We start from the raw sequence: 17120 nt of genomic DNA on the forward strand, positions 1-17120 counted from the left end.
ATGCCGCGTTGACCTAACCCTAAGGCACGCCTGTCCACAGGCTGCTCTCATCATGGCCGTATTCACCTCAGTCTCCGAAGACGACGCCCGGTTGCTGCTGCAGCGCTACGACCTGGGTGACCTGGTCACCCTGCGCGGCATCACTGCCGGGATAGAAAACACCAACTATTTCCTGGACACCACACGCGGGGCCTATGTCCTGACCCTGTTCGAGGTCCTGACCGCCCAGCAACTGCCGTTCTACATCGAATTGATGCACCACCTGGCGGCACAAGGCGTGCCTGTCCCCCAGCCGCAGACCCTGCGCGACGGCACCCGCCTGACCAGCCTGAACGGCAAGCCCACGGCCATTGTTACCCGCCTGAAGGGCGGCTACGAGCCCGAGCCCGGTCCGGCCCACTGCGCGCTGGCGGGCGCCACCCTGGCGCAAGCCCATCTGGCCGCCCAGGATTTCTCCTTGCAGCAGCCGAATTTGCGCGGGCTGCCCTGGTGGCAGGCCACCGCGCCGAAACTATTGCCTTTTCTCGACGAGGCCCAAGCCACACTGCTGGACAGCAGCTTGCAAGAACAAAACGATTTTGCGGCGGATGGCCGATTGGCCGCGCTGCCTGCCGGCCCGGCCCACTGCGACCTGTTTCGGGACAATGTCCTGTTTGACGGCACCTTTGATTCTCCCCGCATGGGCGGCTTCATCGATTTTTACTTCGCTGGCTGCGATACCTGGCTATTTGATGTGGCCGTCAGCGTGAACGATTGGTGCATCCAGCGACAGACCGGGGCGTTTACGCGCCAGCGTCTGCAAGCCTGGCTGCAGGCCTATCACGATGTGCGTCCTTTTACCCCCGCCGAACAGGCCGCCTGGCCCATCGTGCTGCGCGCCGCCGCCTTGCGCTTCTGGATTTCCAGGCTATATGATTTTCACTTGCCGCGCCCGGCCCAGACCCTCAAGCCCCATGATCCGCGCCATTTCGAACGCATCCTGCGGCTGCGCAGCACACAGACTGCACCCGCATTGCCACAGGCCAAGGCATGAACCCCGTTAATCTGCAAGCAGCCGTCCTGCCGACAGGCGCCGGCTGGGGCTGGATTATCCAGGGCTATGCCCTGTGCCGTCGCCAGCCCTCGGCCATGTTGTTCTGGAGCGTCGCCACCAGCTTTCTGATCAATCTTGGGGCCATTGTGCCGATTCTGGGCCAGGCCATCCTGGTTATTTTGACTCCATTATTGACCTTTCTGACCCTATGCGCAGGCCGCCACCTGAGTCAGGGACAAAGAATGCTGCCGGGCATGTGGCTGGCCCCCGCCCAGACCCCAGGGACCACCCGCACCCTGCTGCGCCTGGGGTTCGTTTATTTCGGCTGTTCGGTGCTGACGGCCTTTGCCGCTGTGCTGCCATTCATGACGCAATTGCTGGCGGCCATGGGCACCCAGGATCAGCCCGACTACACGATATTCGCCCAGGCCATGACAGGCCCGTTGATCCTGTTCGGCATCTTTTACGTCATTTTATCGGCCCTATTCTGGCACGCCCCTGCCTTGATGGGCTGGCACCGCCTGCCATTGCGTCGCGCCTTGTTTTATTCCATGGTGGCGTGCTGGCGCAATAAATGGGCCATCCTGCTCTACGTCTGCACCTGGGCCGCCGTGTTTTATGGCCTGCACTTATTGCTGACGGCCCTGGCAGGCACCGGCCTGCCCACCACGATACTGGTCTGGGGGTCCTTGTTGCTGGATATTGTCGTGACTGCGCTGCTGTACAGCACTTTTTACCCGATTTACGCCACCATTTTCAGAGACGCCCAGGCCGACTGAACCCGAACCTGCCAGCCAGACTGGCGACAATACCCAGGGGGCAGTTCGATCACAGCATCAGCCCCCCGGCAGGCTGCCAGGCGATTGGGTGCCAACTGGTGCACCACCCGCAACAACACCCCCTGGCGGCTGATGAACACCACATCCAGAGGCTGCGCCAGCCATCCCGCATGCACCATCTGGCACCCGGAGAACACCAAGCCCCTGGGCTGGTCGCCCCAAGACTGCCAGGCATGCAAGCCCAGCAGGCGCTGCCTGAAACCCAGCGCCTGGTACAAGCGCAGCACATGCGGCTGAGCACACCAGAGCGGGCTATCCCGAGGCCCGCCTCCCGGCAGTTGAAGACGACACGGCCATCGCATCGTCAAAGCCCCGCATGCATGAGCTTGACCGCCACCGGGAACCCGATGACCAGAAACGTGCAGGGAAAAATACACAGCACCATGGGAAACAGCATTTTCACGGGTGCCTGCAACGCCAAGGTTTCCGCCCGCAAGAAACGCTCGCTGCGCTGGCGCTCGGCCTGTGCGCGCAGCACCGGACCCAGGCTCATGCCCAGGTGATCGGCCTGAGCCAGGGATAACACCAGGCTATGCACACCCGGTAAATCCGTCCAATTGGCCCACTGGGCCAGCCAGTCGGCACGTCCCATCCCTGTGCGTTCCAGCGCAAAGGCATCGCGCAGGCTTTGGCGCAAAGGACCATCAGGGGCATGCCGGGCGACCTGATGCAAGGCCGCCTGCAGGCTAAGCCCTGCCTCGACGCACAGCGTCATGAGATCCAGCATAAAAGGCAGCTCGCGCAGCATGCGTCGGCGGCGAATCAGGGCACGATGGCGCAGACGCGCATTGGGCCAAAGAAACGCAAGCAAAGCAGTCGATACCATCAAGAGCGGAATAAAGCGCCAGGAAAGATCGGCCAACAGGGCGGCAAATGCCGCAAACACCAAACCCAACGCCGCCAACAGCAAACGCGCTGCCAGCCAGTGTTCAGCCTGCCAGGCATCGGACAATCCAGCCCGTGGCCCCCAGCGCTGCAAATGACGCCGCATGCCCCAACTGACCCAGGGCGCGCACCAAGGTGCCAGTGCTTGCACCCAAGGCCACCAAAGCGGTGCGCGCACGCCAGCAGGACGCGCAATACTGGCCCACGGCCCGCCCAATACCCACAGGCCCAGCCCCACCGCCACCACAGCCAGAATCAACCCCGTCCAGAACCAGCTCATCTCACCCCCATGGGTTCACACGTCAATCGCCACCAGCCGCCGAATCCAAAAAATACCCACGCATTCCAAAGCGACAATCAGCAGCAGAACCAACCAGCCATACCAGGTCTGCCACATCAGCGCCATGGCCTCGGGCTCCAGTTGGCTGAGGACCAGCATCAGGCATACCGGCAAGCCCGCCATGACTTGGCTTTGCATCCGGCCCTGCGCCGTCAGCGCCTGGACCCTGCCCAGCCAATGCTGTCTGGTCCGCAGCGTGTAGGCAATGCGCTCCAGGGTTTCCGCCAAGCCACCACCTGTTTGCGCGGCCACCCCCAGTGCCGACACCACCAGATCGCAGGACTCGGTTGGCATGCGCGTGCGCAATTGTTGCAAGGCATCCTGAAACCCCAGGCCCAGGCGCTGCTCGCGCAGCATCAGGGAGAATTCCTGCGACAAGGGGGGCTGTGATTGAGAGACGATGTGCTGCAACGCCGACTGCATGCTGGAACCGGCCCGCAAGGCACCGGCCAAGGCCTGCATGAGTTCGGGCAGTTGCGCATCAAAGGCCCATGCGCGCCGCCGTCGCATCTGCCGCAACACCAGCGACGGCGCCCACATCAGGCTCAGCAAGACCGGCAGCGCAACCCACCAATGCCCCACCAGCCACACCATCAATACCAAGGCCAGCCCGCCCGCCAGCCACCAGGCAGGGCGCAGCTGGGCCACGTCCAGAAATAAAAAACTGGCGTCAAACGCCTGGCGCGTGTCTTCCTGCAGACGATCCTGATAAGCCTGCCAAGAACGCCAGACCCGCCCCAGCAGCAACCAGGCCCCGATGGCCCACGACAAGCCAATCAAGGTAATCAGCACACTAGCCAGCATGGGATCCTTCTCCGTCCGCCAAAGCCGCATGCCCCTGACGCACGCTGCGCTGGCTGAACAGCTGCAGATCCAGCGCCGCATCCCCCACAAAACCTTCGGGCATCAAACCGCAGCCCGTAAAGACGGCCGGTGGACCGGCCTGCCCCGCAAACAGCGCTTGCAACTGGATGCGCCCGCCCTCTATGCCGGTGACTTGCACAATGGCACTGATCAGTCGACGGCCATCCGCCGCACGCACCAGTTGCACAATGATTTCAATGCTGGCTGCGATGTGCTCGCGCACGGCTGCCAGCGGCAAGTCCATGCCTGCCATCAAGATCATGGTTTCCAGCCGCCCCAGCGCATCCCTGGGATTATTGGCATGCAAGGTCGTCAAGGAGCCCTCGTGCCCGGTATTCATGGCGGCCAACATATCAAAGGCCTCGCCCCCCCGGCATTCGCCCACCACAATGCGATCCGGGCGCATCCGCAAGGCATTGCGCACCAGATCCCGGATCTGCACCTGGCCACGACCTTCAAGATTGGCCGGCCGCGCCTCCAGGCTGACCAGATGGCTGTGGTTCAGACGCAATTCGGCAGCATCTTCGATGGTGATGATGCGCTCTCCGGCAGGAATGGCATTGGACAGGATATTCAGCAAGCTGGTCTTGCCCGAGCCTGTTCCGCCAGACACCAGCAAGTTCTTGCGATGCCGCACGCAATGCGCCAGAAAGTTCGCCATGGCGTCGTCCAGCGCCCCGACCGCCAACAGATCCGGCATCGTCAGCCGCCGTTGGGGAAACTTGCGGATCGTCAGGCTGGCCCCCCGCAGGGCAATCGGCGAAATCACAGCATTGACGCGTGACCCATCGCGCAACCTGGCATCCACCATGGGTGCACTATCGTCAATCCGGCGCCCCAGCGGCGCGACTATGCGCTCCAACACCCCCAGGACAGCCTGTTCGCTGCTGAAACTGGCCTGATCCCGCACCAGGCAACCTGCTCGTTCGACGAAAATTTCGTCATGGCGATTGACCATGATTTCCGTGATGCCTGGGTCCGCCAGCAACGGCTCCAACGGACCCAGACCCACCGCCTCGTTGACTAGTTCGCGCACGATCAAATCGCGATCCAAACTCAGCGGCAAGTCGGGTTCGATGTCGAGCTGCTGCAGCAGTATCCGGGTGGCCTCGGCCCGCAATGCCTCATCGCTCATGCCGGCGATATCCCGGCGGCGCAGTTGCAGGGCCTGGATCAGGTGCTCGTGCAGGCTGCGACGCAGGCTGCCCCAGGCCTGGGGCAATACCAGGCCTGCGGCCTCTGGCCCATCCGCCAAGACAGGCGCTGCGCAGCCGCCTTCCTGTGGCAGGCTCTGCAGCGCCACAGCATCAGCGTCAACCCAATCAGGCCCGCAGGCATCTCGCTGCAGCGCAGGCGCCAAACCCTGCGCCGGGCCAGGCTGCAGCACGCTGGCTCTGATCAGGCAAGGCCCGATCACCAGCTCGTCGGTGGGCAGCAAAGGACCATAGGAAGCCACCCGTTTGCCATTGATCGTGGTGCCGAACAAAGATCCTTCGTCCTCCAGCCAAAGATCGCCTTCCCGGAGCAACAAGCGGGCATGATGTCGCGCTACCCGCCAGGCCTTCAGAATCAGGCCGCAATCAGTCTCCCGACCAATCAGCAAGGGCAAAGCACGCTGTTGGCGCTGACGTCGGCCATCCTCGTAGTGCAGGTCCAATTCAATGTCGGCCATGATCTACACCCTTTTCGGCTGTTTGAGGCACAGGCAGCACCACCCCGGTCGCTGCGGATGATGGCAACTCGCCTGTCCAGGCGGACGTGGCCTGATTCCACTGAGAACCGGGACCGTCCGCCCGCGGGTTCCAGCCGCCACGCGCGATGGGCTGCTGCCGTATTGCCGGGCCAATCGGATTCATCAGCTCTGCAGGGCGCGGAAAGGCCTGCGTCAAGATGGCCTCCGTGCGGCCAACCCGGGTACGGATGTCCGGATGGTTTGCAGTGACCAGTTGCGGCGTCACCAGCACGGCCAATTCGGTTTCGTTGCGTTGGAATCGAGTAGAACGGAATAAGGCCCCCAGTACCGGCAAGGCCCCCAGGCCGGGCACCAGATCTACATTGTCCGCCGTGTCGCGCGACAAAAAACCGGCCAAAACCAGGGTCTGCCCAGAGCGCACATTGAATTCGGTCGCCGTGCGCCGGGTCTTCAACGAGGGCCCGCCGGGCACGGACAAAGCCGTATCAATGGAACTGACCTCGACCTCGATGCGTGAGCGCACCGCCCCGCTGCGCTCGACCGAAGGGGTGATGCGCAAAGAGACCCCGTAGGGCTTGAATGCCGTCTGGGTATTGCCATTGCGATCGACTGTGCTGTAGGGCACTTCTCCCCCCGCCAGGAATTCGGCGGTGGCGCCGCTACGGGCCAGCAACTGCGGCTGGGCCAGCACGACGGCGCGACCTTCCTGGGCCAGGAGGTTGATCTTGGCGGACAACAAGGCATTGACCCCAAAATATCCTGCTGCCTGTGCTGCCGGAAAAGCCAGCGGCAGCACAGATTCGCCGGGTCGATCGGCAAAGCGGCGCGACCCGCCATCCCAGCCCAATCCTGTCTGCAGCCCGCCATCGGGCTGGGTCCCCCAGCGCAAACCCAGCTCTCGCACCAGGCTTTTGGGCACTTCGACAACCTGAACATCCAGCAATACCATCTGGTCCCAGCCCACCGAGCCGGTGAAATCCAGTAGCTGGGGATAGCGCCGCCCCAGTTCGCTTAAGCGTTGGCGATCCGCATCGGAGAGTTCGTCGCCTTCAATCAGCAGTTTATCGCCCAAGGTCGTGATTTTCGCCCCCGGTATGCGTTCGATGACCGAACGCAATTCATCCTGCAGCTGCCGGTTGCCCTCGGGGGCGACCTCTACCGCATAGCGCAGCACCTGGCCGTCCGCCGTCCAGGCATGCAAAGTGGTAAAGCCGGGCTTGCGGGCAAATAAAATGACCTCGCGATCGTCGGTGCTGACGGCATTGATCAGCTTGCCATCCCCGACTGCGACGCGGGCCACCCCGGGAATCCCCAGTACCCGGACCTCGCCCACCTGCAGGGCAATCAAGGTCGCGGCGCTGGTTTCAGCCTTGGCGGATAGCGTTTGCAGGCCGATCAGCAACAGCACCAAAACCAGGCGCAAACCATGACAAAATAGTCTTTGAGGTCCACTATTCATGGTGTTCATCCTCTTGGTCGATTACTTCGTCTCCCATGGCTGTGATCATGTTTTCTGCAGAGGGCGATGCCAGCATGCCTGCCATCGCTGTCTGCGCATCCGCCGCCAACCAGGGGAGTGAGGCTTGCCCTGCAGCCATGGACTGAGCCCAGGCGGAACTGAGAAACTGTTCGATGGGCAGATTAAAAAGCCCATTGCCCGGCGACATGGCGGGTTTTTGGGCCAAGGCCCAGGCAGGCATGCCACGGGCGCCGGCCTCGCCGTACAGAATCACAGCCTTGCGGGCAGGTTTCGGGGCTGGGGCGCTAAGCCCCAACAAAGCAGCCAAATCCCCACGCGATGCCCGGCGATCGGCCTGAGCGTCTTCCGGGTGACGCATGATGGCCGTCAAAGTCCCAGCCTGGCGCGCCGCCACCAGCTTGACGACATCCTCCGGGGCTGCATCCAGTGTGACCGTCGAATAGGACTGGCCCTCGTCGCCCACGCCAGCCAGGCGGGTTTCACGGCCCGTCGCCAACACCAGTACGCCTTGCAACAACGGCGCAGTCAGTCGCTTGCGCTGATAATCAAAGGACACATACAGGTCAATCAAATCCCCTGGCTGCAACAGGCCGGATAAGGAATTGACCTGATCAACCGGCAAAGTAATGGCCCGGCGTCCAGGCGCCAACTGAGCCGAAAAGCTGGCCTGGGGCTGACGCACATGGGCCCGGACAAAAGCGTCTCCTGCGCGCAGGTCTGTGGTCAATAAGCGGCCTTCGAGTTCGGCATAGCGCGCCGCCGACAAAGTATCCTGTCCCACCCATTGGGCCGGAAAGCGGCGCACGGCCAGATGCTCGGAGAGCAGATGCGTGCCCATCGGCAGATCCCGGGCCGCCACGATGCGCTCCACCATCGGCAAGCGCGCTTGATCCTCGGCTTGGCGCACGCGTTCGCGCACATGCAGCGCCAAGAAAACAGCCGCCAATAGACCAGTGCTCAAAGCCAGAGCGCCCAAAATCAGTGGGCGAGGAATCCGAAACAAGGTGATTTTCATGGGATTTCCTTAGGGCGATGCCAGAAAGTCAAGGTGGTGGAAGCAGACTTGGCCAGCAACTGGACGGTCAAGCCGCCTGTTCCTGGGTGGCGCCATTCGGAGGTCAGCGCCTGTCCCGGCTGAGGATGCTGCGGCTGCCAACCCGCCGCAGACAGAGATCGCCGCACCTGTGCAGCCACCTGAACCAGACTGCCGACACAATCAAAGCTGCTGAAGGATTCAGCCTCACGGTCGTCGCCACCCATGAGATGCAAAATCCGACGAGCACCGGGAGGCGCCAGCCGGGCAGGATTGAAAAGATTGATGGAAACAGGCATGGGTGACAGACGTGAAACCATGCCGACCGCGCCCTGACGAGCGGCACGCAACTGCACCAGCCAATGGTCTTTCTGGTCCATCCCGGACAAGAACAAGGCTCCGGGTGAAAACTGCAGGCGCGTCAAGCGCGTACCCGCTGCAGCACTGAGCTGGGCGGCCGCCCGATCCAGCGACAGGGATACGCTGAACTGGCGCATGAATATCTGGGTTTGCGGCAAATGGAACTGCTGTATGCCCCCCCAGCGCCAGTCAGCCAATGTCGCATCGGCAGCCGGGTCCCAGCGGATTGGCGTCGGCATGGCCTGCCCGGCACACGCCAGGCCCAGCAAAACGCAAGCAATCTGTTTTTTCATGGCGTGGTCCTGGCGCTAAGGTGATGCTCGGGCACATCCCCGGCCCAAGGCTGTAACCAATCCCAATCCGGGCGTGCGCGCCCCCATGCGGCATCGACTCCCTGCAAGCGCAGGTCCAGCACCTGCCCCTCACGAATCGATGCCTGGGCCCAACGGCCCCAGGCATGGGGGCTGCCCGCCAGCACAGACTGCACAGCGACGTCATCAGAAGCCGCGCCAGAGCCGCGCATAATGGCTGTCTGACGCTGCCAGGACAGTGCCTGCCGATCAAAATCCTGCAAACGCGTGGCTGCCTGTTCTTGGCCGCTGGTCCGCACAACGGCACCCGCACGCCAGACGGCGGCGTCACCCAACTGCAGTTCAGCCCGCAGCGCCCCGGTATCCGGGACGACATCGCCCGGCTCTCGCAATGGCACGACTGCGGTGGCCTGCAGCCCCACCTGCGCCGCCTCTGCCAGAAAGCTCTGCCCCCGTCTGGTCTGCCAGCGTTGACCGGGGGCCGACAGTTCAAGCGCGGTATCAGCCGCCAGGGCCTCAGCGGACACGCCCTGATGCGCAAAAGCAAAGGCCGCCCGCCGGCTGGCATGCAGCAACTGCAGGTCAATATCCTGCAGCCTGCCCAACCAGACTACGGCCAGCCATAGGCTTGCGAGTACACCCGTCACGACCAGGGCTTCAGCCAGCGCCTGGCCAGTCTGCATCCGTCTGCAATCGTCCATATCAGTCTCCGGGCAATGACATCAAAGGCGCAGCCAGACGCGCATGCCAGTAAGGATGAAAAAGATTGGGGGCCTCGTCCAGGCCGTCGCGACGGCGCTGTGGGCGCGAAAACAGGCTCTCGGCCGCGCTGCGGGAGCGGACTGCCATGCCTGCCTCATCAGGCAAGTCCAGCTCCAGCACAAACCCTGTGGCGGCCTGCGGGCCTTTGCCTGGTTTTATATCGAGATAATCCGGCAGGCCTCGGGAGGGCCACCGCTGTTGCTGCGCCAAGGCATAAGAATTGGCCAAAGGATTATCCGCACGCCCCAGTAAATCCCACGAAGTCGCCGACTGCACCCAGCGCCAGAAATCTTGTTCGGAAAAATTCTCTGGCGGATCACTGACGTGATCCCCCGCCATGACCTGCCCGTCTTGAGAAGGCAGCCAGGCCCAACCCATGACATATTCGCGGTAGTAACACCCTACCCACTTATTGGAGCGCAAGGCGTGGAAGGACTGCGTGTCGCCTGATTGCCAGCGCCCCTGGCTGTCCATGCTCGTGCCCCCTCTGCGCCTTAATTCGTGGCGCAAATGAGGGCACTGCGGAAACACCACCCAGGGGTTCTGAACCGTATCGTCACGGGGGTCCAGGAAGCGATACAGCCCAGCCAGATCGCGCACCAGGGAAAACAAGGCGGTATCGGCTGGTCGTACCTGCAGGAGATCGGGCCAGGCGTCCTCGGTCAGCGTCGGCTGCAAGGCATGCGCCGGACGTTCCGGGTAATGGGCTTCCAGGACGGCCCTGATTGCCGCCATGCGCGCTGCAGGCAGGTCACGCATCAGCGTGCGCGATAAACCCCGGGCATAGTCATGCACAAAAGATTCGTGGGCAGCATAGGCTTGGCCCACCGGACTATGGATCCCGGCCTGAAGGTTCAGCCCCGTCGCGGCGGCGGCCGACAGATAGGCCTGACCGTGGGCAGGCCCAAACAGCATGCCGACCAAGTAGGCCGGCGGATTGCCCTGGGCCAGGCGCGTGGCCTGGGTGCCGCCATAGTGTGCCCAGCTGCCCAAGGTGATCAAATGCGCCATGGCCACCTGATGGCCCAATTGGGCCCGATTCAGGTAGGACAGAAAGTTCAGCGTGCGGGCCTGCACCAAGGCACCGCTGTAGGCTGCCGCGTCCAGGCCATGCACCATGCGCGCTTTGGCCGCCACGACCTGGCCGCCCGCGAAATAGCGCAACCAGGCTAGGGCCAGCAAAGCGGCCAGCAACATGCCCAGCACCAATACCTGGCCGCGCTGCGTTGGATGGGCAAGCATCTTCACTGCCCTGTGGCCGCATTGCCGGTAAAGGACTTCAGGGTTTTGGCCGCCGTCTGAGCCGCAGCAGATTCAGCGGCGGTCTGTGCCATGCGGGATTGCTCGGTGCCGTCTTCGCCGGCGATCTCACGCGCCATGGCGGCGGTCTGGGAGCGTATGACCTGGCCCAGCAACTGATAGACGGCGATGGCCGCCACCGCGACCAGGGCAACCACAATAATATATTCGACCATGGCCTGGCCACGCTGGCCGATGGTACGCCCCCTGGGCCGACAAAATCCTAATAGACCCGCCTGACAATATCGGAAGCGGCGGCTGGCGCGGATGCGGGGGGCTGGCATCTGTTTGCCCGTCAGATGAAACAAGGAATAGCGTAAAGACATGGTCGGCTCCAGAGGTGAAGAATACGAGCCCAGTGTGCCGTTCCTTGTTGCCCCCGCCTATTCGCACTTTCCGTGTTGGACGAAAAAGGCCCGACACCTTGCGGTGCGGGCCTTTTTCAGGTGAGTCCAGTGTTGGGTCAATCGATGCGCACGCGCAAAGCCCCCAGCCCCTGGATTTCACCCACCAATTGATCGCCCGCCACGACCGCCCCGACCCCTGCGGGGGTGCCGGTGAACAGCAGATCGCCTGGGTGCAGTTCAAACAGTGTGGACAGATACGCGACTGCCTCGGGGACCGACCAGATCATGTCCGAAAGATCGCCGGTCTGACGCGTCTGACCATTGACCGACAGCTGAATAGTCCCGGCAGTCAGCACGCCAGTGTCGGACACCGGATGCAGAGGGCCTATGGGCGCACTGTGATCAAAGCCTTTGGCCGTATCCCATGGGCGGCCAGCCTGCTTGGCCTGCGCCTGGAGATCCCGGCGCGTCATGTCCAGGCCAATCGCATAGCCCCACACAGCCTGTGCCGCCTGAGCCTCAGTCAGGTTGCGTCCACCGGCAGCCAAGGCCACCACGAGTTCGATCTCGTGGTGCAAGTCCTGGGTGGCAGGCGGATAAGGCAGCACCCCCTGGGCGTCCTGCGCCACATTCAGAATAGCATCGGCAGGCTTGCTGAAGAAAAAAGGCAGTTCGCGGCCAGTGCCGCCCATTTCGCGGGAATGCTCGGCGTAGTTGCGCCCCACGCAGTAGACGCGCCGTACCGGAAAGCGGGCGGTCGTGCCCTGCACAGCCAGAGAAGCGGCGGACGGCCATGGAATGACGGATTCCTGCATGGTGATCAGACCTCCTGGCCCTCGTAGCGCGCAACGGACGAACGGATTTCGTGCTTGGCCGCGTCCAGGTCGGACCAGCCTTGTACCTTGACCCACTTGCCTTTTTCAAGGTCTTTATAGTGCTCGAAGAAGTGCTGAATACGCTGGAGTTCTTCGACGGGCAGATCGTCTGTGGACTGGATGTGACGATACGGCGGGTAGAGCTTGTCGACCGGGCGGGCCAGGAGCTTGGCATCCTTGCCCGCTTCGTCTTCCATATTCATCACACCCAAGGCGCGGCAGCGGATGACCGCGCCGACCTGAATCGGAAATGGAGCAATGACCAACACATCCACCGGATCACCGTCTTCGGAGAGGGTTTGAGGGATATAGCCGTAGTTGCAGGGATAATGCATGGCGGTCAGCATGAAGCGGTCAACAAATACAGCCCCGCTTTCTTTGTCGACTTCGTATTTGACAGGGTCGGCATTCATCGGGATTTCGATGACCACATTGAATTCTTCTGGCAGCTTATCGCCAGCGGGGACACGATCGAGGCTCATGAGATTCCTTAGGAGAGTGAGTCTGAAAAAATTATTTTCTGGGGCTGCCGTCTGAGGTGATCGACATGTCGACGCCTGGAATGGGGGCGGTATCGAAGTACTCGTCTTCGGGGGCGGCATGAGCTGCCGACGACGTATCGGCGACAGGTGACGAGCGGACAGCCAGCGGCTGGGTGATCTCGTCGGAGTCCTGCAGATAGGCGCCACTGGCTGCGATCGGCGCAGCGCCGGACACCATGGAAGAGCCTTCCAGACCATCCGCGATAAACCGTGGATCACCCCGGGTATCGGCGGCTGGCAGGGGACGGTGAATGGTGGGCACCTCGGCATCGGCGGCCTCGCAGGCGCGACGCCAGTAAAGCAATGCCTGGTCGGGATGTCCCAAGGCATCCTGCAAATTACCCAACAGCGCATAAATGTGGATATCGGCCCGCAAGGCCAGGCTGCGTTCCAGATAGTGTGCTCCCTGGCCCCATAGCTGGGCTGCCAGACAGATCTGCCCCAAGGCCGCCAATAGCCCTGGATGATCTGGATTCGACTTCAGCCAGAGTTCGGCATGGCCCAGACGCTGCCTGGCCTGATCCGCATCGCACTGGGCATAAGCCCGCAACAAACGATCGTCCAATTGACGATTGAGGGCGGCCTGCAATATGCGGGCGGCCTGGACCGGCTGGCCAAACCGAATTTGCGCTTTGGCCCCCGCTAACGCCACGGGCGGCGCCATGCGTTCGTCGGCATTCAGATCACCCCAGATATCGTCCCAGGCCGCGATATCGGCGGCATCCAGCCGTTGGGCCGCTGTCTGGGTGATGAAGCTGCGCGCCTGCGTCTCGTCGATCGCACTGCGACGCAACAGCAGACGCGTCAAGGCATAAACCTGATCAGCATGCCCCAACTGCCGGTGCGCCCGCAACAGCAGGCGGGTGGCATGGAGAAACCGCGACGAGGCATCCTGCAAAGGCTCTAGTAATTCCAAGGCTTCCTGAGGGCGATTCTGATCAAGCAGCATCTCGGCCTTGACAGTGTCCACCGTCTGGCGCAAGCGCGTGTCCTGCCCGGCTGCGTCCTGGGCCAGCTGCAAGCTGTGGTCGCGGCGGGCGTATTCACCCAACAGGTGCAGGGCTCGGGCGGCACTCAGGCCAGCCAGGACCTTGCGATCGGCAGAACGCGTGCGTGACAAAAGATTGGACAGGTCTTTTTCGGCCTGTACATAACGGCCTTCGAGCACATTGATCCAGCCGCGTTCGAGGAGATCAATATCGCGACGCTGCGCACGATGGCCGCGCCAAGTGCGCAGACGCCCCGGGCCATTGCCCACCCACCCCAGTAGCTGCAGCAGCCAATGCAGGGCCAGAAAAGCACCCAGCACCAGAAGCACCATCAGGGGCAGAGAAAGTTCGATACGCCAGGGCGGCGTGACGATGATGACATTGCCGCCATAGTTGTGTACCAACAATGCCAGGGCCACCGCAGCCACCAGCAGCAAGAGATTCCAAATCCAGGATCGCATCATGTCTCCTTAGTCTGCATCAGTGCCTGACGGCGTCTGAGGCGCATCGGATGCAGAGGACTTGGAGCCAGGCGCAGCGGAATCGACCGACCCGGATACGGTTGCGGCAGTCTCTGGGGTATTTGCCTCGGCCTCGCGGGCGGCAGCAATGGCGGCCAGGCTGTTGTCGACAGAGGGCAAGGTGGTTTCGATCGGGGTGTCGTGCAGAGCGCGGGCCAGATTCAAAGCCTGGCGCGAAGTTTCTTCCTGCATATCGTAACGCTGGGCGATGGCCTGGGAAATCCGGGCAAGCTCGGCCTTCCAGATGCGCGACTGGTGCATCATCAAGGCCAACTGTGCCGTGATGGCGCGCTGCTTCAGACCCTCGCGAAACTGCTGCGCCTGATCAGGCGACATGAGCAAGGCTGCGGCATCATCCACACGGCGAACCTCAAGCAGACTGCGCAGGTCCAGGGCCAGTTGCACTGCCCCGTTCTGAACCCACTGCCAACTATCCTGAGCCAGGCGCTGCCATTCGGGCTGATCTGCCGACTGGGCGGCGGCCTCGGCGGGCTGAGGCGACGGGCCAGAGGCAAGCGCCACTGATGTCGAGCCTGCATTCGCCTGGGAAGGCCTGTCGGCAATCAACAGCGGGGCAACGCCCAGCAGATCTGACAACTGGTCGATCTGGGCAGACAGTGCAGGCAGATTGATCGTGGCGACCGCACGCAGGCGATCCAGATCGCCATTGATGGACTGCTGCAAGGCAGCCAGGCTGGGCCGGTTGGCACGCGCCAACTGGGCCTGGGCGGCCTCTAGGGAAATAATGGCATTGGCGACATTGCCACCCAACGCCAACTGCTGTTGCGCAATGGTGACCAGGTGATCGATGTCGTTAAGCAATAAAAGATCCGTGCCGCTATCGGTCATCAACTGCAGCGCCTGATCCAGGTCATTCAGTTGGCCGCTGGTGGCATCCAGCGCGTTGCGCAAGCTGAGGATTTCAGCAGACTGTTCACGCACTTGGGCAAGCGCCTGGCTGGCCTGCTGGCGGGCGCTTTGGATTTGCTGGATGTTTTCACTGCTTTGGCGCTGGAAGTCTGTCTGCAGTACCTGGTATTGGCGGTTTTGCTCAAATAGAGCAGCGGCCAGCACCAACGCCAGCAATAAGGGCACCAACCACAGCATCCGGGCGGCGCTGCGCCGGGGGGCGGGCAGCGTGCCGGATTCAGATGAATTGGATGGTTGGCTATGATTGATTTCACTCATGACGGCGTTCTGATCCTTCGGGAAGGCTGTCGGGATGCTGCCACTATAGCCTGAAACAATGCGGTCTCCTGGGGGGGGCTAAGCGCAATGCGCAAGGCATGATCCGGCTGGTCAGCGTACAGGTATTGTAAACGCCGGGCGATACGTGCGTGTAGCGTGACGGCCTGCAGGCACGACGGCCAGCGCAGCCGGTGCTGTCGCAAGCTGGCATCGATGGCGGCCAATGCGTCCAGACTGGTCAACAGCAATATCCGCAACCCATCATCCGCGCATAGCTGTCGGCAAGTGGCCTCGTCCCAGACGCATGGGTGCCGGGCATACAAGGCATGGCAATGCACCTGCCAGCCCAACTGGCGCAACTGGGCTGCCAGCCAGTCACGCCCTTCCCCCGCCCGCAGGATGTGGGCCTGGGCGGGTTGCAGGTCCAGCGCCATGATGATGGCCAATAGAGACTCGGAGTCAGGCGCAGCATCGGCGGCGGGGGCCAGGATACAGTCAGCCGGCACGTAGTCCTGCAAGGCCTGGGCAGTGGCCTGGCCAACTGCACAAGCCCAAGCCCCTGTTGGCCAGGGAAAGGTCAATCCCGAGAAAAAGGCCGCGACTGCCTGACCGCTGACAAAGATATGCAGATCCCCCGCACGCGGAACAGGGCGTGGTGTGTCCAGCCAATCGATCTTCAGGGCAGGCGCCACCAGCACCGACAAACCGGCCTGACGCAAGGCAAGCGCCAAGGACTCGTTGCGTCCCGCCGGGCGAGTCAGCACCACCTGAGCAAGCGCGTCCGCAAGCGCCATGATCAGATTGAGAGCCGCGCCAGGATCTGATCGGCCCCCTGGGCAATCAAATCACGCGCGACCAGTACCCCCAGAGACTCTGCCTGGTCGATTGCCCCGTGGATCTCTGCGCGCAACACGCGGCTGCCATCGGGCTCGGCCACCAAAGCGCGCAGAAACAGTTGATCGTCCTGCAAAATGGCATAAGCCGCCAGCGGCACCTGGCACGAGCCACCCAAAGTCCGGGAAACCGCGCGTTCGGCCAGCGTGCAGGCGCTGTCTTGGAGGTTGGCCAGCGGCGCCAGCCAGGTGCGCAATTCTGTTCGCGAGGCCAGGGTTTCGATGCCCAAGGCCCCCTGCCCCGCCGCCGGCAGACTGAGATCGACAGGTAAGACGGCACGAATACGCTGGGCCAGATCCAGGCGCTGCAGGCCTGCCGCCGCCAGCACGATGGCTGCGTATTCGCCGCGATCCAGCTTGGCCAGCCGGGTGTCCAGGTTGCCCCGCAAGGGCCGGACCTGCAACTCGGGGTAGCGCGCCCTGAGCTGGGCCTCGCGGCGCAAGCTGGAGGTGCCCAAGACCGCTCCGGCGGGTAGTTCGTCCAGGCTGGCGACGGTATTGGAGACCAGGGCATCATAAGGATCCGCACGATCCAGAATGGCGGCGAGTTCAAAGGGCTGGCCCAAGTCTACCGGCACATCCTTAAGAGAATGGACCGCCAGATCGGCACGGCCATCGAGCAATGCGGTTTCCAACTCTTTGACGAACAGGCCTTTGCCACCGACCTTGGACAAGGTGCGATCCAGAATCTGATCGCCGCGCGTGGTCATCTCCAGCAGTTCGACCTGACAGTCGGGATACAAAGACTGCAAGCGGGCCTGCACATGATGCGCCTGCCACAGCGCCAGTCGGCTGGCACGAGTGGCAATGACTAAACGGAGAGGGGGAGAGACTGACATCAGAGTGTGATCCTGGATAGCACCAAA

General features: G+C 62.6%; 18 protein-coding genes. 2 read left to right on the forward strand and 16 right to left on the reverse strand.

Annotated features, from left to right (window positions below; all coding sequences use genetic code 11):
- Nucleotides 1-52: 52 nt before the first annotated feature.
- Together VDP81_RS00610 and VDP81_RS00615 are read left to right on the forward strand one after the other, a co-directional pair.
- Nucleotides 53-1033: a homoserine kinase gene (locus tag VDP81_RS00610; RefSeq protein WP_322994907.1), complete on the forward strand. Its 981-nt coding sequence runs from the start codon at nucleotides 53-55 to the stop codon at nucleotides 1031-1033.
- Nucleotides 1030-1812, forward strand: a complete 783-nt coding sequence (locus VDP81_RS00615) for a BPSS1780 family membrane protein (RefSeq protein WP_322994906.1) — start codon at nucleotides 1030-1032, stop codon at nucleotides 1810-1812. The genes VDP81_RS00610 and VDP81_RS00615 overlap by 4 nt, the downstream gene beginning before the upstream one ends.
- Here the strand turns inward: VDP81_RS00615 and VDP81_RS00620 are convergent.
- The 16 genes from VDP81_RS00620 to hemC all read right to left on the reverse strand — a co-directional run bounded on the left by VDP81_RS00620 (nucleotide 1776) and on the right by hemC (nucleotide 17093).
- Nucleotides 1776-2174, reverse strand: coding sequence for a DUF192 domain-containing protein (locus VDP81_RS00620; protein WP_322994905.1), 399 nt, complete (start codon nucleotides 2172-2174; stop codon nucleotides 1776-1778). The genes VDP81_RS00615 and VDP81_RS00620 overlap by 37 nt on opposite strands.
- Before the next feature lie 2 nt (nucleotides 2175-2176).
- Nucleotides 2177-3037 (reverse strand): type II secretion system F family protein, encoded by an 861-nt coding sequence (locus tag VDP81_RS00625; RefSeq protein WP_322994904.1) that lies wholly within the window; start codon nucleotides 3035-3037, stop codon nucleotides 2177-2179.
- Between the two features lie 15 nt (nucleotides 3038-3052).
- A complete protein-coding gene (locus tag VDP81_RS00630; protein ID WP_322994903.1) occupies nucleotides 3053-3901 on the reverse strand; it encodes a type II secretion system F family protein in 849 nt (282 codons plus the stop codon).
- Nucleotides 3891-5633 carry an ATPase, T2SS/T4P/T4SS family gene (locus VDP81_RS00635; protein WP_322994902.1) on the reverse strand — a complete coding sequence of 581 codons (1743 nt, stop codon included), beginning with the start codon at nucleotides 5631-5633 and terminating at the stop codon, nucleotides 3891-3893. The genes VDP81_RS00630 and VDP81_RS00635 overlap by 11 nt, the downstream gene beginning before the upstream one ends.
- Nucleotides 5620-7113 carry a type II and III secretion system protein family protein gene (locus VDP81_RS00640; protein ID WP_322994901.1) on the reverse strand — a complete coding sequence of 498 codons (1494 nt, stop codon included), beginning with the start codon at nucleotides 7111-7113 and terminating at the stop codon, nucleotides 5620-5622. The genes VDP81_RS00635 and VDP81_RS00640 overlap by 14 nt, the downstream gene beginning before the upstream one ends.
- The gene (cpaB, locus tag VDP81_RS00645; RefSeq protein WP_323011260.1) at nucleotides 7106-8149 is read right to left on the reverse strand and encodes a Flp pilus assembly protein CpaB; all 1044 of its coding nucleotides are present in this window, start codon (nucleotides 8147-8149) and stop codon (nucleotides 7106-7108) included. Before cpaB ends, VDP81_RS00640 begins: the two co-directional genes overlap by 8 nt.
- Entirely contained in the window at nucleotides 8146-8820 is a 675-nt protein-coding gene (locus VDP81_RS00650; RefSeq protein ID WP_322994899.1) for a hypothetical protein, read from the reverse strand. Before VDP81_RS00650 ends, cpaB begins: the two co-directional genes overlap by 4 nt.
- Nucleotides 8817-9539: a hypothetical protein gene (locus tag VDP81_RS00655; RefSeq protein WP_323011261.1), complete on the reverse strand. Its 723-nt coding sequence runs from the start codon at nucleotides 9537-9539 to the stop codon at nucleotides 8817-8819. Before VDP81_RS00655 ends, VDP81_RS00650 begins: the two co-directional genes overlap by 4 nt.
- A gap of 1 nt (nucleotide 9540) precedes the next feature.
- Nucleotides 9541-10842, reverse strand: coding sequence for a hypothetical protein (locus VDP81_RS00660; RefSeq protein WP_323011262.1), 1302 nt, complete (start codon nucleotides 10840-10842; stop codon nucleotides 9541-9543).
- Between the two features lie 2 nt (nucleotides 10843-10844).
- Nucleotides 10845-11075 (reverse strand): hypothetical protein, encoded by a 231-nt coding sequence (locus tag VDP81_RS00665; protein ID WP_322995369.1) that lies wholly within the window; start codon nucleotides 11073-11075, stop codon nucleotides 10845-10847.
- Nucleotides 11076-11362: 287 nt separating this feature from the next.
- Nucleotides 11363-12061, reverse strand: a complete 699-nt coding sequence (locus tag VDP81_RS00670; protein ID WP_322994896.1) for a fumarylacetoacetate hydrolase family protein — start codon at nucleotides 12059-12061, stop codon at nucleotides 11363-11365.
- Between the two features lie 5 nt (nucleotides 12062-12066).
- Complete coding sequence (gene ppa, locus VDP81_RS00675) at nucleotides 12067-12603, reverse strand: inorganic diphosphatase (protein WP_322994895.1); 537 nt, start codon at nucleotides 12601-12603, stop codon at nucleotides 12067-12069.
- A gap of 31 nt (nucleotides 12604-12634) precedes the next feature.
- On the reverse strand, nucleotides 12635-14116 hold the full coding sequence (locus tag VDP81_RS00680) for a heme biosynthesis HemY N-terminal domain-containing protein (protein WP_323011263.1): 1482 nt from the start codon (nucleotides 14114-14116) through the stop codon (nucleotides 12635-12637).
- Nucleotides 14117-14122: 6 nt separating this feature from the next.
- Nucleotides 14123-15361 carry a uroporphyrinogen-III C-methyltransferase gene (locus VDP81_RS00685; protein WP_322994893.1) on the reverse strand — a complete coding sequence of 413 codons (1239 nt, stop codon included), beginning with the start codon at nucleotides 15359-15361 and terminating at the stop codon, nucleotides 14123-14125.
- Nucleotides 15358-16155: a uroporphyrinogen-III synthase gene (locus VDP81_RS00690; RefSeq protein ID WP_322994892.1), complete on the reverse strand. Its 798-nt coding sequence runs from the start codon at nucleotides 16153-16155 to the stop codon at nucleotides 15358-15360. The genes VDP81_RS00685 and VDP81_RS00690 overlap by 4 nt, the downstream gene beginning before the upstream one ends.
- Nucleotides 16156-16157: 2 nt before the next feature.
- Nucleotides 16158-17093 (reverse strand): hydroxymethylbilane synthase, encoded by a 936-nt coding sequence (gene hemC / locus VDP81_RS00695; protein ID WP_322994891.1) that lies wholly within the window; start codon nucleotides 17091-17093, stop codon nucleotides 16158-16160.
- Nucleotides 17094-17120 lie beyond the last annotated feature (27 nt).

It is taken from the genome of Castellaniella sp. (genome assembly GCF_034675845.1).
Taxonomy (GTDB): Bacteria; Pseudomonadota; Gammaproteobacteria; order Burkholderiales; family Burkholderiaceae_B; genus Castellaniella.